We start from the raw sequence: 16,079 nt of genomic DNA on the forward strand, positions 1-16,079 counted from the left end.
TATAACTGAATATCCCTGACATATCCTCATTAATTTCAATGAGGAGGGTATTTCTCACCCTGGAGAAAATAATGAAGTATATAGCAACATCTGTAGTGGCAATGCTGCTCTTATCGGGTTGTGATAATACGCAAAGTAACAATTCATCCCCGTCAGAAACAGAAGTCGGCGTTGTTACGCTCAAATCTCAACCGGTTTCGGTAGTCAGTGAATTAACCGGACGCACCAGTGCTGCGCTCAGTGCTGAAGTACGTCCGCAGGTTGGGGGAATTATCCAGAAACGCTTATTTAAGGAAGGTGATCTGGTCAAGGCTGGACAGCCTCTCTACCAGATTGATGCGGCCAGTTATCAGGCTGCATGGAATGAAGCCCGGGCAGCATTACAACAAGCACAGGCACTGGTAAAAGCCGATTGCCAGAAAGCGCAGCGTTATGCCCGACTGGTGAAAGAGAATGGTGTTTCACAACAGGATGCTGATGATGCTCAGTCTACCTGTGCACAAGATAAAGCCAGTGTAGAGGCGAAAAAAGCCGCACTGGAAACTGCGCGCATTAATCTTGACTGGACCACGGTAACCGCACCGATTTCAGGGCGCATTGGCATTTCGTCGGTAACCCCTGGCGCACTGGTGACCGCGTCGCAAGATACAGCGTTAACGACTATTCGTGGTCTGGATACAATGTATGTCGACCTCACTCGCTCCAGTGTCGATTTATTACGTCTGCGTAAACAGTCACTGGCGACCAACAGTGACACCATGAGCGTCTCACTTATTCTGGAAGATGGCACAACCTACAGCGAAAAAGGGCGTCTGGAACTCACCGAAGTCGCTGTAGATGAGTCTACCGGTTCGGTGACATTACGGGCGATTTTCCCCAATCCACAACAGCAGTTATTACCGGGAATGTTTGTTCGCGCTCGTGTCGATGAAGGCGTGATGGAAGACGCTATTCTCGCGCCGCAACAGGGCGTCACGCGCGATGCTAAAGGCAATGCAACTGCGCTGGTGGTGAATAAAGACAATAAAGTAGAGCAGCGAACGCTCGAAACGGGAGAAACGTATGGTGATAAATGGCTGGTGCTGAACGGCCTGCACAACGGCGACCGACTGATTGTTGAAGGTTCTGCCAAAGTCACTTCAGGGCAGACCGTCAAGGCTGTTGAAGTTCAGGCTAATGGAGGCAACGCCTGATGTTTTCGCGCTTTTTTGTTCGCCGCCCGGTCTTTGCCTGGGTTATCGCCATTTTGATTATGTTGGCGGGGATTCTGGCTATTCGCACATTGCCCGTCGCGCAATATCCTGACGTTGCGCCACCGACCATTAAAATTTCAGCCACTTATACTGGTGCTTCTGCCGAAACGCTGGAGAACAGCGTGACTCAGGTTATCGAGCAACAACTCACTGGGCTTGATAATTTACTCTATTTCAGCTCAACCAGCAGCTCTGATGGTTCGGTCAGTATTAATGTGACCTTTGAACAAGGTACCGATCCAGATACTGCACAGGTTCAGGTGCAGAATAAAATTCAGCAGGCGGAGTCGCGCCTACCCAGCGAAGTGCAGCAAACGGGTGTTACGGTGGAGAAATCACAAAGCAACTTTTTGCTGATTGCTGCCGTGTATGACACCACTGACAAAGCCTCCAGTTCGGATATCGCCGACTGGTTGGTTAGTAACGTTCAGGACCCGCTGGCGCGTGTTGAAGGTGTGGGGAGTCTGCAAGTCTTTGGCGCGGAATACGCTATGCGCATCTGGCTTGACCCGGCCAAACTGGCGTCTTACTCGCTAATGCCTTCAGACGTGCAAAGTGCTATTGAAGCGCAAAACGTGCAGGTTACTGCCGGGAAAATAGGGGCATTGCCTTCACCGAATACTCAGCAACTGACCGCAACGGTACGTGCGCAGTCTCGCTTGCAGACGGTGGATCAGTTCAAAAATATTATCGTGAAAAGCCAGTCAGACGGCGCAGTTGTTCGTATAAAAGATGTGGCTCGCGTTGAGATGGGCAGTGAAGATTATACCGCTATCGGCAAACTTAACGGTCACCCGTCTGCCGGGGTTGCTGTAATGCTTTCGCCCGGTGCGAATGCGCTGAATACGGCGACGCTGGTCAAGGATAAGATTGCCGAATTCCAGCGGAACATGCCGCAGGGATACGACATCGCATACCCGAAAGACAGCACTGAATTTATTAAAATCTCTGTAGAGGACGTAATTCAGACGCTGTTTGAAGCCATCGTATTGGTGGTTTGCGTGATGTATTTATTCCTGCAAAACCTGCGTGCCACACTGATTCCGGCGTTAGCTGTCCCCGTCGTTTTGCTGGGCACATTCGGCGTTCTTGCGTTGTTTGGCTATTCGATTAATACCCTGACGTTGTTTGCAATGGTGCTGGCGATCGGCTTGCTGGTGGACGATGCCATTGTGGTGGTGGAGAACGTCGAACGCATTATGCGTGACGAAGGGTTGCCCGCGCGTGAAGCCACGGAAAAATCAATGGGCGAGATTTCTGGCGCACTGGTTGCCATTGCGCTGGTGTTGTCAGCCGTATTCCTGCCGATGGCCTTCTTTGGGGGATCTACGGGCGTAATTTATCGTCAGTTCTCCATCACCATCATCTCCGCAATGCTGCTTTCCGTGGTGGTGGCATTGACCTTGACTCCCGCCCTGTGCGGTTCCGTCCTCCAGCATGTTCCGCCACATAAAAAAGGCTTTTTCGGCGCATTTAACCGCTTTTACCGCCGTACTGAAGATAAATATCAGCGAGGCGTAATTTATGTCCTGCGCCGTGCAGCCCGAACGATGGGGCTTTATGTCGTGCTGGGTGGTGGAATGGCCCTGATGATGTGGAAACTGCCGGGCAGTTTCTTACCCACTGAAGACCAGGGCGAAATCATGGTGCAGTACACGCTGCCGGCCGGGGCGACCGCTGCCCGTACAGCAGAAGTGAATCGCCAGATTGTTGACTGGTTCCTGATTAACGAGAAAGCAAATACCGATGTCATCTTTACCGTTGATGGTTTCAGTTTTAGCGGCAGCGGACAGAACACCGGGATGGCGTTTGTTTCGTTGAAAAACTGGTCTCAACGTAAAGGGGCAGAAAACACCGCCCAGGCTATCGCCCTACGGGCAACCAAAGAGCTGGGCACAATTCGTGATGCCACGGTATTTGCGATGACGCCGCCAGCCGTTGATGGGCTGGGGCAAAGCAATGGTTTTACGTTTGAATTGTTAGCTAACGGTGGAACCGATCGTGAAACACTGCTGCAAATGCGTAATCAGTTGATAGAAAAAGCGAATCAAAGTCCGGAGTTACATTCTGTACGCGCCAATGATTTGCCACAAATGCCGCAATTGCAGGTAGATATTGATAGTAATAAAGCGGTGTCATTAGGGTTGAGTTTGAATGATGTCACCGACACCCTGTCCAGTGCGTGGGGCGGTACTTATGTGAATGACTTTATTGACCGTGGTCGTGTGAAAAAAGTCTACATTCAGGGCGACAGCGAATTTCGTTCCGCGCCGTCAGACTTAGGTAAATGGTTTGTGCGCGGCAGCGATAACGTCATGACACCATTCTCTGCTTTTGCGACCACCCGCTGGCTGTATGGACCGGAAAGACTGGTGCGCTACAACGGCTCGGCAGCCTATGAAATTCAGGGCGAAAACGCGACTGGCTTTAGTTCCGGCGATGCAATGACAAAAATGGAGGAACTGGCAAACAGTCTTCCTGCGGGAACAACCTGGGCCTGGAGTGGTTTGTCATTGCAGGAGAAACTGGCCAGCGGTCAGGCATTAAGTCTGTATGCAGTTTCTATTCTGGTGGTTTTCCTCTGCCTTGCAGCACTGTACGAAAGCTGGTCAGTCCCGTTCTCGGTCATTCTGGTGATCCCTCTGGGGCTTCTTGGCGCGGCGCTGGCGGCCTGGATGCGTGATTTAAACAACGACGTTTACTTCCAGGTAGCGCTATTAACTACTATCGGCTTGTCGTCGAAAAACGCCATTCTGATTGTGGAATTTGCTGAAGCGGCGGTTGCAGAGGGCTATTCCTTGAGTCGTGCGGCATTACGCGCGGCGCAGACTCGTTTACGCCCAATCATCATGACCTCGCTGGCGTTTATTGCGGGGGTAATGCCGCTGGCGATAGCAACCGGCGCAGGGGCGAACAGCCGCATCGCCATTGGTACGGGCATTATTGGCGGCACGCTGACCGCTACATTACTGGCCATTTTCTTCGTTCCTCTGTTTTTTGTACTGGTGAAACGTTTGTTTGCCGGTAAACCGCGCCGTCAGGAGTAAGTTATGTTGCGTCGTTCTCTTATTTTTCTGGTGTTGTTGAGTGCGGGATGTGTCTCGCTCGATCCTCACTACAGTACGCCTGAATCCCCAATCCCGGCGACCTTGCCGGGAGCACAGGGCCAGGGGAAGGCAATCAGCCATGACTGGCAGCAGGTGATCCACGATCCCCGATTGCAGCAGGTAGTAACCATTGCACTGAACAGTAACCGCGATGTGCAAAAAGCGATTGCTGATATTGACTCAGCACGGGCGCTCTATGGGCAAACTAATGCGTCGTTATTTCCGACGGTGAATGCGGCCTTAAGTTCGACTCGCAGTCGTTCGCTGGCGAATGGTACGGGAACAACTGCCGAGGCTGACGGCACGGTGTCCAGTTATACGTTAGATCTGTTTGGTCGTAATCAGAGTTTATCTCGGGCGGCGCGGGAAACCTGGCTTGCCAGTGAATTTACAGCCCAGAACACTCGTTTAACGCTGATTGCTGAAATCAGCACCGCCTGGCTGACACTGGCGGCCGATAACAGCAACCTGGCCCTGGCAAAAGAAACGATGGCCAGTGCAGAAAACTCATTGAAAATTATCCAGCGCCAGCAACAGGTTGGCACGGCGGCAGCGACAGATGTCAGTGAGGCGATGAGTGTTTATCAGCAAGCGCGCGCCAGCGTTGCCAGCTATCAGACACAAGTGATGCAGGATAAAAATGCGCTGAACTTACTGGCAGGTACAACGCTTGCGGAAAATCTGCTACCGGGAACACTGGAAAGCCTGCCGGAACAAATGATAAGTCTGGTTCCTGCGGGAGTATCATCTGATGTTCTGCTGCGTCGCCCGGATATCCAGGAAGCGGAACATAATTTGAAGAGCGCCAATGCAGATATTGGCGCGGCGCGGGCTAACTTTTTCCCGACGATTTCGCTGACTGCCAGTGCCGGTGTGGGCAGTGACGCATTGTCGTCGTTGTTCAGCCACGGAATGCAGATCTGGTCATTTGCACCATCGGTCACATTACCGCTGTTCACTGGCGGAAGTAATCTGGCGCAGCTTCGTTACGCAGAAGCACAAAAGCGTGGGCTCATTGCCACCTATGAAAAAACCGTTCAGAGCGCATTTAAAGATGTCGCTAACGCACTGGCGCGGCGGACCACGCTTGAAGAGCAACTGGATGCACAGCGCCAGTATGTTAAAGCTGAGCAACAAACGGTCGATGTTGGCTTGCGTCGCTATCAGGCGGGTGTTGGTGATTACCTGACCGTGTTGACGGCGCAGCGCAGCTTGTGGAGCGCACAGCAGGAGCTGCTGGCACTGCAACTGACTGATTTTACAAACCGAATCACGCTCTGGCAGTCGCTGGGCGGCGGCATGTCATCACTCAAGTAAGGAATAATATGGCTAGAGTCTCTCTTTCATGGGCATTGATTCTTGGTCTTTTAGCCGGTATCGGCCCGATGTGTACCGATCTTTATTTGCCGGCTTTGCTGGAGATGTCTGAGCAACTGGCGGCAACCACGACCATAACGCAATTAACCCTGACTGCATCACTGATCGGTCTTGGCGTCGGACAACTGTTATTTGGCCCTCTGAGCGACAAAATAGGGCGTAAACGTCCGTTAATCTTGTCGTTGCTATTGTTTATTGTTTCTTCCATTTTGTGCGCGACAACGAACAATATTTACTGGCTGGTGGTCTGGCGTTTTATTCAAGGGATCGCGGGGGCGGGTGGTTCGGTGCTCTCTCGTTCTATTGCTCGTGACAAATATCAGGGAGTAACGTTGACCCAGTTTTTTGCGCTGTTAATGACGGTGAATGGCCTGGCACCGGTGTTGTCGCCAGTGCTGGGCGGGTACATTGTTAGCACTTTTGACTGGCGCACTTTATTCTGGGTAATGGCTGAAATTAGCACCGTACTGTTGCTGGGCTGCCTGTTATTTATTAATGAGACCTTGCCAGAAAATAAAAGGGGCTCATCATTGCTATTAACCGGACGAAGCGTGGTGCAGAACCGCCTTTTTATGCGCTTTTGCCTGATTCAAAGTTTTATGCTGGCCGGTTTGTTTGCGTATATCGGCTCTTCGTCGTTCGTGTTGCAGAAGGAATTTGGCTTTAGTCCAATGCAATTTAGCCTGGTGTTTGGCCTTAACGGCATCGGACTTATCATTGCTTCATGGATCTTCTCGCGCCTGGCGCGACGGATTAACGCGATGACATTGTTGCGAGGTGGCCTGATAGCGGCAATTTTGTGTGCATTGCTCACGGTCTTATGCGCATGGGTACAATTGCCCATTCCGGCACTGGTGGCATTATTTTTCACCATCGCATTTTGTAGCGGCATCGGCACTGTTGGCGGGGCAGAGGCTATGAGTGCAGTAGGGACGCAGGAATCTGGAACGGCGTCTGCGTTGATGGGGATGAGCATGTTTGTCTTCGGCGGTATAGCCGCGCCATTGTCGGGAATTGGCGGAGAAACACTGTTAAAAATGAGTCTGGCAATTACGGTGTGTTATACGCTGGCATTGCTGGTTGCTCTCACCAGAATCGACAATCAAAAGTAATGAACACCTCATCCTGAGGGGGGCCCTGTCAGGATGAGGTGCAAAACACTAACGGTCCTTACGCCACGCATCCGCCGTCAATGCCTCGCCAAAATGACCGGCAATCAGTCGTTTAGTGAGGTCGTGCAGCGGAGAGGCGAGCACATCCGCAGTACTACCTCGCTCGACAACCTCGCCCTGATGCATCACCAGCACCTGGTCGCTAATGTGCTTCATCATTCCGATATGCTGGGTAACATAAATATACGAAATGCCCTGTTTTTCCTGTAACTCCAGCATCAGATTAATCAACTGCGAACGCATCGACATATCCAGTGAGGCGAGGGCTTCATCGGCAATAATCACTTTTGGGCGCAATATCAGCGCGCGCGCCAGACCCAGACGCTGTTTTTGCCCGGGTGCTAACATATGCGGATAGTAACTGACGTGATCCGGTAGCAGCCCAACCATCCGCATCGTTTCAATAATCTGTTTGCGACGCTGTTCAGGTTCCAGATCGGTGTTCAGACGCAGTGGAAAATCCAGAATTTGCGAGATACGTTGACGGGGATTCAACGAGGTCGAAGGATCCTGAAAAATCATGCGAATACGCTGACTGCGGAAGGAATAATCGCCAAAATGCAGCGGATGATCGTCAATCAATAACTCGCCGCTGGTAGGTTCTATCATTCCCGCCAGCATTTTTGCCAGCGTGGATTTACCAGAACCATTCTCGCCAATGATCGCCAGTGTCTGGCCTTCACGTAGCGTAAAGCTCAAGGGTTTTACCGCTTCTACGGTCTGACGACGAAACCAGCCGGTCCGGTAGCGGAACGTTTTACTTAAATTACGCACTTCAAGCAGCGTTTCGATCATCTCACTCTTTCTCCATGTTCAGCGGGAAATGACAGGCATAGAGATGATTTTTCGCCCCCGTCAAACGTGGCGTCACAATGCATTCTCGTTGTGCATACGGGCAACGCGGCCCCAGACGACACCCAATCGGTAACTGTTCCAGCAGTGGGATAGCGCCGGGCAGCGTATTGAGGCGACTTTTATGCGGCATCGCGCTGCCGAAGTCTGGTATCGCGCGGATCAGCGCCTGGGTATAAGGATGGTGTGGCATCGTCACCAACTCTTTACTCGGCGCGGTTTCCACCGTTTGACCGCAGTAAAGCACGTTAATTTTATCCGCCCATTGGCTAAGCATTTGTAAGTCATGGCTGATAAGCAAAATAGTGGTATTGCTGTTTTGGTTGAGACGCGTCAGCAGGCGAAAGATTTGCGCCTGGGTTGTTGGCTCCATTGAGTTTGTCGGTTCGTCAGCAATCAGCAGACGCGGTTGATTCGCCAGTGCAATGGCTATCATCACTTTCTGACATTCACCTTCGGTCAACTCATAGGGAAAACTGCGCATCGCATCTTTGTGATCTTTAATCCCCACGCGGTGCAGCAGTTCAATGGCACGGCGTTTGCGCCAGCCAAAACGCTGCCACCAACGGCCTTTATAGGTCCAGGCTGGGATGTTTTGCATCAACTGGCGACCCACACGTTCTGAAGGGTCAAGACACGACTGCGGTTCCTGGAAAATCATCGACACGTTGTGACCAACCAGCTTGCGCCGTTCGCGTGCGGAGAGACGCAGCAAATCGATATCATCAAAACGCATACGATCAGCTGTAACACGCCAGTTATCTTTATTCACCCCACAAATTGCTTTCGCAATCAAACTTTTGCCGGAACCTGATTCGCCAACAAGACCGCGGATTTCACCTTCGGTTAAGGTCATACTTACGCGGTCGACGGCTTTAACCCACTCATCACCGGTTTTAAATTCAATGGTCAGGTTACGAATATCGAGTAATGGCATTATTCCACCCCCGCAATAATTGCACGACGGACACCGTCGCCAAGGAGGTTAACCAACAGCACGCTAATCATAATTGCCGCACCTGGCAGCATGACAGTCCATGGGGCGACATAAATCAGTTCCAGCGCATCACCGAGCATCGCTCCCCATTCAGGCGAGGGGAGTTGTGCGCCGAGATCGAGAAAGCCCAGCGCGGCGATATCGAGAATTGCCATCGACAGTGCGCGGGTGATCTCGGTGACCAGCCCGGCGGTGATGTTTGGCATCACAGCAAACCAGAGAATATTCAGCGTTGATGCGCCATCCAGACGGGCGGCGATAACGTACTCTTTTTCCAGTTCGTCATGCACCATGCTGTAAATCGAACGTACCATACGAGGCAGCAGCGCCAGCCAGACGGCAAACATGGCGTGCGACAAACTCGGTCCGGCAAACGCTACAACGATAATTGCCAGCAGTAGGGAAGGGATCGCCAGTAAGGTATCCAGAATATGGTTAAGCACCGCTGAGCGTAGGCCGTGCGTCGCCCCGGCGAAGGTGCCCAGTACCAGGCCACAGATCGTCGCGGCAAGCGTCACCACAAATGCGCCACCTACGGTTGGCGCAGCTCCGCTCAGTAAACGGCTTAAAACATCGCGTCCGAGGTCGTCAGTCCCCAGGAAGAAAGAAACTTCGCCATAGCGCGACCATGACGGCGGCAATAATTGATAACCGAGAAATTGTTGGTCGATGCCGTAAGGCGCAAACCAGCCGCCAAAAATACACAGTACAGCCAGTCCCGCGCAGCCGTACAGACCGACCATCGCAGAGGCGTCACTATAAAATTTGCGCCAGGCGGTACGCAGCGTGCCCGGCGGGCGCTTTTCGCTGTATACGCTATCGTAAGGCATACCATTCCTTATGTTTCAGAGGGTTAGCCATGGCACCCAAAATATCAGAAATCACGTTAACAATAATGACCAGTGAGCCACACACCATCACTCCGGCGGAAATGGCCGCGTAATCTTGCTGGCGGATGGCGTTAATTAACCAGCGCCCTAAACCCGGCCAGCTAAAAACCATTTCGGTGATCATCGCCAGCGTCAGCATGGTAGAAAACTGTAAGCCCAGGCGAGGAATAACCGGAGGTAACGCGTTATGCAGAACGTGGCGACGCAAAATAGTAAAGCGCGACAAACCGCGGGTCGCCGCTGCTTTAACATAGTTCTGGTCATACACTTCGATAGTGCTGATACGCATCAGTCGGATCACTTCAGTTGTTGGCGCAACCGACAGGGTGATAACGGGCAATATCATATGGCGGATTGCGCTCATGACCATTTCATCCCGCCATGGTGAGTCCGAAAGCCAGGCATCAATCAACGCAAAACCGGTAATCGGTTTCACTTCGTAGAGCAGATCGAAACGCCCTGAAACGGGCAACCAACCTAGCGTGAGTGAACAAAACAGCGTCAACAGAAGCGCCAGCCAGAACACCGGGATGGAAAAACCCAGTAAGGCGATGGCGTTGATCAAGTTATCCTGCCACTTATGGCGCGTAATCCCGGCAATCATCCCCACGGGGATCCCGACAATCAACGCAAATCCGAAAGCGAGGATGCACAACTCCATTGTTGCCGGAAAGACTTCTTTTAACTGTTCGGCAATCGGCTGACCGTTAATGCTGGAAACACCAAAATCCCAATGGATCAGGCCGTTAAACCAGAACACCCAGGCATTCCACAGTGACGCACCTTGTAACGGCGCATGTGGGGTGAAATAGCTCAAGCTAAAGCCAACGAACGTCAGCAGGAACAAGGTGACAATCAATAACAAAATGCGGCGTAAGGTGAAGATAATCATGGTTTTTTCACCTCATCCTGTTTCTCGCGATACACACCAGCAAAGGAGGCGTTACCAAACGGGCTAAGAACCAGCCCTTTGATATCGTAACGGTAGGCTTGCAAGCGCAATGACGACGCCAGCGGCAAAATGGGTAATTCCTGCGCCAGAATACTTTGCGCTTCGTCATAGGCTTCAATACGCGCCGCCAGCTGCTGCGAGGAGAGCGCCTTACGCAACACGCTGTCGAATTTCGGATCGCACCAGTGGGCGAGGTTGGTCTGGGAATGTATTGCTGCGCAGCTCAGTAGCGGACGAAAGAAACTGTCCGGATCGTTACTGTCTGTCGCCCAACCGGATAACGTCAGATCATGGCTCATATCCATCAACCGCGCCTCCTGAAAACGACCTTCTACCGGCACAATCACCACTTTTACGCCAACCTGCGCCATATCCGCCTGAATCAGTTCGGCGGTTTTCAGTGGGCTGGGGTTCCACGCCTGCGAACGTGTGGGCACCCAAAGTTTCAGCGTTAAGTTTTCCAGCCCTAACGCCTTCAACTGTTCGCGCGATTTCGCCGGATTGTATTCAGTAATTTTAGCCTCGTTGTCATAGGCCCACGAGGCGCGCGGTAAAATAGAGGCCGCCGTTTCAGCCGTACCATAATAGATGGATTGCATCAGGCGTTGGTTATTGATCGCCAGAGCCAGCGCATGGCGCACGGCGGCATTATTAAGCGGCGGTTTGGCGGTGTTAAATGCCAGATAGGCGACATTCATCCCCGGACGCAGCGTTAAACGCAAGCGCGGATCGTCACGCAAAATAGATAGCTGGCTGGCAGCAGGCCAGGCCAGAACGTCGCACTCCCCGGTCAGGAGTTTCGACAGACGTCCGGTACCGCCGGAGCCTAAATCCACCACCACCTGCGGCATTAACGGTTTGCCGCGCCAGAAGTCATCATGACGTTGTAGGCGAATAAATTGCCCGGCGCGGTATTCCGATAACTGATACGGTCCAGTGCCAACCGGTTGACGGTCGAGTTGCTCCTGGCGATCTTCTTTCTCTAACTTCCCGGCATATTCTGCCGACATGACCGATGCATAATGGGTCGCCAGGTGCCACAAAAAAGAAGCATCCGGCTGGGCGAGTCGGAACTCAACGGTATGATTATCCAGTTTGCGGACGCTTTTCACGTTATCGGCAAATTGCAGGCTGTCGAAGTAGGGAAAGTTGCTGCCGTTGACGTTATGCCACGGGTTGTTGCGGTCAAAAATTCGCTGGAAGGTAAACACCACATCGTCGGCATTCATTTTACGAGTGGGAGTAAACCAGTCGGTTTTTTGAAACGGAACATCGCGACGCAGGTGGAAGCGATAGGTCGCGCCGTTGTCGAGCACTTCCCAGCTTTCGGCAAGTTCCGGCATCAGGCGATAGGTATAGGGATCGACATCCAGGAGTCGATCATAAAACTGGGCGGCAAGGGTATCGACAATTAACCCACTGCTCGCTTTGGATGGGTTAAAGGTGTTGACTTGCCCGCTGACGCAATAGACAAAACCGCTGTCGCGGATATCAGCATGCGGGGGGGATTCAGGCGCGGCGATTGCCTGACCACTCACAAGTCCAGCAATCACCAAAAGAGACGATAATACCTGGCGCATAATATTAAGAGATTTTATGTAAAGAGGCTATCTTACTAATATTTAATGACATTTGCCATTACCGTTTGTGTTCAGGGGTCGTAATGAGGGCCGTGTGGTTGGTCGTTGAACAGGTGACGTCGCCATCTGTTCAACATTCGTACCCGTGATTTCTCTATAACTATAACTCACAGAACAACTTAGCGAGGAGCAGAGCGGTACGATCGTGAGAAACCCATTAAAGCACGCTGCAGTGCGTGTCATTTTTAGCCGGATGCGGCGTGAACGCTTTATCCGGGCAACGATACTGACCGAGCGTCCGCAATGAAATAATTACTCATTACCCCATTGATTCAAAAACTCTGCGATCTCATCAATGCGTACGGGATTAATCCCCGCTTCAGCAGCCATTTCATGTTGGGCTTCTTCGCTGATCTCTTCATTGTTCATCAAACGGGTGAGCAGTAACTGGAAGTAGTGGGCCAGCGGTGTGCGTTCAGCGTCTGCGACAGGCTCTGCGCATTCGGTCGCGTACTCATCGGCAATATCAAAATATTTTAGCGGGATATCGTGGTTCATTATTTGCCCCTGGGGTTAATGCGCTAAGCATAAGGGCGGATGATAGCACTCGTGATCCGGGTCATACATCTTTTTATAGTTAATGGCGCGGCGCATTACCCTCAGGCAGGATAATGCGCCGCGCATCCGACTATTACGTTTCGCTCACCGGCGTTCTGTCACCATCATACAACGGCACTTTGCGATAGCGGCGGATCAGATACCACAAATATGCGCCGCCTAATGAAGCCCATACCAGACCGAGTGTCAGTGACGTTGACTCGAGGTTAACCCACAGCACGCCCACCGTCAGCGCGCCAACCAGCGGCATCAGCAAATAGTGAAAGTGTTCCTTCCAGCTTTTATTCATGCCTTTACGCCGCCAGAAGTGATTAAACACCGACAGGTTAACGAAGGTGAACGCCACCAACGCGCCGAAGTTAATCAGTGCCGTGGCAGTGACTAAATCAAAGAACAGCGCTGACAACGCGACAATCCCGACCATAATGACATTCAATGCCGGAGTCCGCCATTTCGGGTGCACATAGCCAAACACGCGTTCCGGAAACACATTGTCGCGCCCCATCACATACAGCAGACGCGACACGCTGGCATGTGACGCCAGGCCAGACGCTAACGTGTTCACAAACGTCGTGCAGAGGAAAATCGACTGGAACAACTTGCCGCCAACGTACAGTGCGATTTCCGGCAGTGCGGCGTCCGGATCTTTAAAGCGGCTGATATCCGGGAAGAACAGCTGCATAAAGAACGACGCCGCGATAAAGATAACGCCGCCGTATACCGCCGTCAGGAAGATGGCTTTCGGAATAACACGCGCGGCGTCCGGCGTCTCTTCCGAAAGCGTGGTCACCGCATCGAAACCGAGGAACGAGAAACAGACAATCGTCGCCCCGGTAATAATCGGGATCAGGTGCGCGTTCTCGCTGATAAACGGCTGAAGTGACCAGACGGTGCCAACGCCTTCTCCTTTATGTAGTCCCTGAACCACCAGGAAGATAAACACCACCATGATGGAGATTTGCACCAGTACAAACAAGGTATTGAAGTTAGCGACCAGGTTGACGCTCTTCAGATTCGCGGCGGTTAAAATGGCGACGAAGGTTACCACCCACACCCACGGCGGCACTTCCGGGAAGAGGGCGGAGAGATAGATTTTCGCCAACAAAACGTTGATCATCGGCAAAAAGAGATAATCCAGCAGCGATGACCAGCCGACCATAAATCCGACGTGCGGGTTAATCGACTTTTGCGCGTAGGTATAGGCCGAACCGGCCTCCGGAAACTGGCGAACCAGTTTGCCGTAGCTGATCGCGGTAAACAGCACACCCGCCAGCGCCAGCAAATAGGACGCCGGAACGTGACCGTCGCTAATGCCGGAAACAATGCCAAAGGTATCGAACACAGTCATCGGCGTGAGATAGGCCAGACCCATCATCACCACCTGCCACAATTTCAGTGATTTTCGCAGACGGGTTTTGCCGGGTTGCGCAGCAATATTCAGTGGTGAATTAATAGCCATAATTGCTGCCTCCCCTGCGTAATAAGGTTTGCGGTCGTGTTGACCTGAAATCAAACCTGTTTAGCAAGGGAAGCAAAGGGGGCGGAGTCCAGTCAGTCGCAGGAGGGGCGCATACGCAGCCTCCCTCGCCATGCGGGGATTTAATCATCGGCATCATCTCATTTCCTCGTCACAGTCTTAATCGTTAACGGAAGCCCGTTGCCGCCTGCGCTCCATAACGCGACATCCGGGAAATGTCTGGATTACCAGCAAATGTCAGGCCAGGCTCCGCTCAGGCCGGTGATACATACCCCGCAAGGGGTCACTACGCGTTTTTCAACATCCACTCAATTTCGGTTTCTGTGATGAGGCGCTCAAACTGCAACAGCTCATCATTCTTACAGGCGTGATACACATGGCAGAAACGCTCGCCCAGATAGTGGCGCAGGTCGTCGTTTTGCATAAACTCCCACAGCGCATCGCTCTGACGAATCGGGAAGGGTAAGCCTTCCTGTTCCAGCCCGTTGCCTTCGACTTCTTCCTGTAATGGCAGTTCGTTATCAAGGCCATGCAAAATACCGGCAAAAATCGCTGCCATCACCAAATACGGGTTGGCATCGGCACCCGCCACGCGATATTCCACGCGGTGATTATGGCGATCGCCGCAGGGAATACGCAGGGCGACGGTGCGGTTGTTATGGCCCCACGACGCCTGCGTCGGTACATACATCCCCGGCTGGAAGCGGCGATACGAGTTCACGTTTGGTGCCAGCAACGCCATTGATGACGGCATCAGGTCAATCATCCCGGCGAGCATCTTTTTCAGCAGCGGCGAATCTTCGCCTTCCGCGTCAGAAAGCACGTTCTCGCCACGATTATTTTGCATACTGATATGGATATGCATCCCGCTGCCCGCGTGCTCTTCATACGGCTTCGCCATAAAAGTGGCGTGCATCTTATGCTTTTCTGCCATCAGACGCACCAGGCGTTTTAGTGCCAGCGCATCATCGCAAGCTTCCAGCACGTTATCGGTATGGTAAAGATTGATTTCAAACTGACCTGGCGAGGCCTCGGCGACCGCGCCATCTGCCGGAATCAGCTGTAACTGCGCCAGCTCATCAATATCATTGAGCACGTCGGCGAAGTGGTTGAGGTTATCAACGGAGTAAACCTGACTTTGTGTATTGCGGTCATCGGTGCCGGGCGCGCAGGGCGGTTGCAGATACCCTTCAGCGTCGCGCTGGCGATCCAGTAAATAGAACTCCAGCTCTACCGCTACGACCGGGAACAAGCCGCGCTGGCGTAGCTGCTGCCACAGGCGGTTGAGAACGTTCCGTGGCTCAACGTCAAAGGGAGCGCCATCTTCATCGACCATGGTCAGGAGCATCTGACCGATAAACTCAGGATCTGCAGCAGAAGGGGTTAAGGAACCGAGAACAGGAACACAGGTACGATCCGGCTCGCCCATTTCCTGACCCAGGCCCGCTTCTTCTACTACGTTGCCCAGAATATCCATTGCAAACACCGAGGCCGGGAAATAACACCCTTTCTCCAGCTTCTTCAGACTTGAAACAGGAATACGTTTCCCGCGAAAACAACCATTCAGATCGGTAAGTAAAACATCAACATATTGCGTATTTGGGTAGCGCTCCAGGTAGCGTTTCACTTCCTGCGTAAAGGCGCTACCCCGCCTCTCTTCTGACTGCTGAACAAAGTTTTCTACTTCAACGATATTGGTTTCCATGATTCTTCGCCTTTGGTTTGTTTTCCGCTCGTTATCAAAACGTAAAATATAATGACCACTCTTCGAATCTGTATGCAAACTAAATGTTTGTCAAATGTT

13 protein-coding genes are annotated in these 16,079 nt (G+C 52.2%); 4 read left to right on the plus strand and 9 right to left on the minus strand.

Annotated features, from left to right (window positions below; all coding sequences use genetic code 11):
• Nucleotides 1-71 precede the first annotated feature (71 nt).
• From FQZ95_RS21195 to FQZ95_RS21210, 4 genes are read left to right on the plus strand one after another with little or no spacing between them, the layout of a single operon-like run.
• Nucleotides 72-1,193 carry an efflux RND transporter periplasmic adaptor subunit gene (locus FQZ95_RS21195; protein WP_000873802.1) on the plus strand — a complete coding sequence of 374 codons (1,122 nt, stop codon included), beginning with the start codon at nt 72-74 and terminating at the stop codon, nt 1,191-1,193.
• The gene (locus tag FQZ95_RS21200) at nt 1,193-4,300 is read left to right on the plus strand and encodes an efflux RND transporter permease subunit (protein WP_198598466.1); all 3,108 of its coding nucleotides are present in this window, start codon (nt 1,193-1,195) and stop codon (nt 4,298-4,300) included. Before FQZ95_RS21195 ends, FQZ95_RS21200 begins: the two co-directional genes overlap by 1 nt.
• A 3-nt stretch (nt 4,301-4,303) precedes the next feature.
• The gene (locus tag FQZ95_RS21205) at nt 4,304-5,677 is read left to right on the plus strand and encodes an efflux transporter outer membrane subunit (RefSeq protein WP_000946226.1); all 1,374 of its coding nucleotides are present in this window, start codon (nt 4,304-4,306) and stop codon (nt 5,675-5,677) included.
• Between the two features lie 8 nt (nt 5,678-5,685).
• A complete protein-coding gene (locus FQZ95_RS21210; protein ID WP_105288042.1) occupies nt 5,686-6,849 on the plus strand; it encodes a multidrug effflux MFS transporter in 1,164 nt (387 codons plus the stop codon).
• 48 nt (nt 6,850-6,897) lie between these two features.
• On the opposite strand, the gene sapF is transcribed toward FQZ95_RS21210, so the two are convergent.
• The 9 genes from sapF to puuA form a co-directional block, all read right to left on the minus strand.
• Nucleotides 6,898-7,704, minus strand: a complete 807-nt coding sequence (sapF, locus tag FQZ95_RS21215) for a peptide ABC transporter ATP-binding protein SapF (RefSeq protein ID WP_000573406.1) — start codon at nt 7,702-7,704, stop codon at nt 6,898-6,900.
• A 1-nt stretch (nt 7,705) separates the two neighbouring features.
• Complete coding sequence (gene sapD / locus FQZ95_RS21220) at nt 7,706-8,698, minus strand: peptide ABC transporter ATP-binding protein SapD (RefSeq protein WP_001128858.1); 993 nt, start codon at nt 8,696-8,698, stop codon at nt 7,706-7,708.
• Nucleotides 8,698-9,588, minus strand: a complete 891-nt coding sequence (gene sapC, locus FQZ95_RS21225) for a peptide ABC transporter permease SapC (RefSeq protein ID WP_001146163.1) — start codon at nt 9,586-9,588, stop codon at nt 8,698-8,700. Before sapC ends, sapD begins: the two co-directional genes overlap by 1 nt.
• Nucleotides 9,575-10,540 carry a putrescine export ABC transporter permease SapB gene (gene sapB, locus FQZ95_RS21230; RefSeq protein WP_000583281.1) on the minus strand — a complete coding sequence of 322 codons (966 nt, stop codon included), beginning with the start codon at nt 10,538-10,540 and terminating at the stop codon, nt 9,575-9,577. Before sapB ends, sapC begins: the two co-directional genes overlap by 14 nt.
• The gene (gene sapA / locus FQZ95_RS21235) at nt 10,537-12,180 is read right to left on the minus strand and encodes an ABC transporter substrate-binding protein SapA (RefSeq protein ID WP_105288043.1); all 1,644 of its coding nucleotides are present in this window, start codon (nt 12,178-12,180) and stop codon (nt 10,537-10,539) included. Before sapA ends, sapB begins: the two co-directional genes overlap by 4 nt.
• A 312-nt stretch (nt 12,181-12,492) precedes the next feature.
• The gene (locus FQZ95_RS21240) at nt 12,493-12,738 is read right to left on the minus strand and encodes a YmjA family protein (RefSeq protein WP_001015099.1); all 246 of its coding nucleotides are present in this window, start codon (nt 12,736-12,738) and stop codon (nt 12,493-12,495) included.
• Between the two features lie 133 nt (nt 12,739-12,871).
• Nucleotides 12,872-14,257 (minus strand): putrescine/proton symporter PuuP, encoded by a 1,386-nt coding sequence (gene puuP, locus FQZ95_RS21245; RefSeq protein WP_032184027.1) that lies wholly within the window; start codon nt 14,255-14,257, stop codon nt 12,872-12,874.
• A complete protein-coding gene (locus FQZ95_RS21250; protein ID WP_120795382.1) occupies nt 14,247-14,411 on the minus strand; it encodes a YmjE family protein in 165 nt (54 codons plus the stop codon). Before FQZ95_RS21250 ends, puuP begins: the two co-directional genes overlap by 11 nt.
• A 150-nt stretch (nt 14,412-14,561) precedes the next feature.
• Entirely contained in the window at nt 14,562-15,980 is a 1,419-nt protein-coding gene (gene puuA, locus FQZ95_RS21255; RefSeq protein WP_105288044.1) for a glutamate-putrescine ligase, read from the minus strand.
• Nucleotides 15,981-16,079: the final 99 nt, after the last annotated feature.

This window comes from Escherichia sp. HH41S, from assembly GCF_009820115.1.
GTDB lineage: Bacteria > Pseudomonadota > Gammaproteobacteria > Enterobacterales > Enterobacteriaceae > Escherichia > Escherichia coli_F.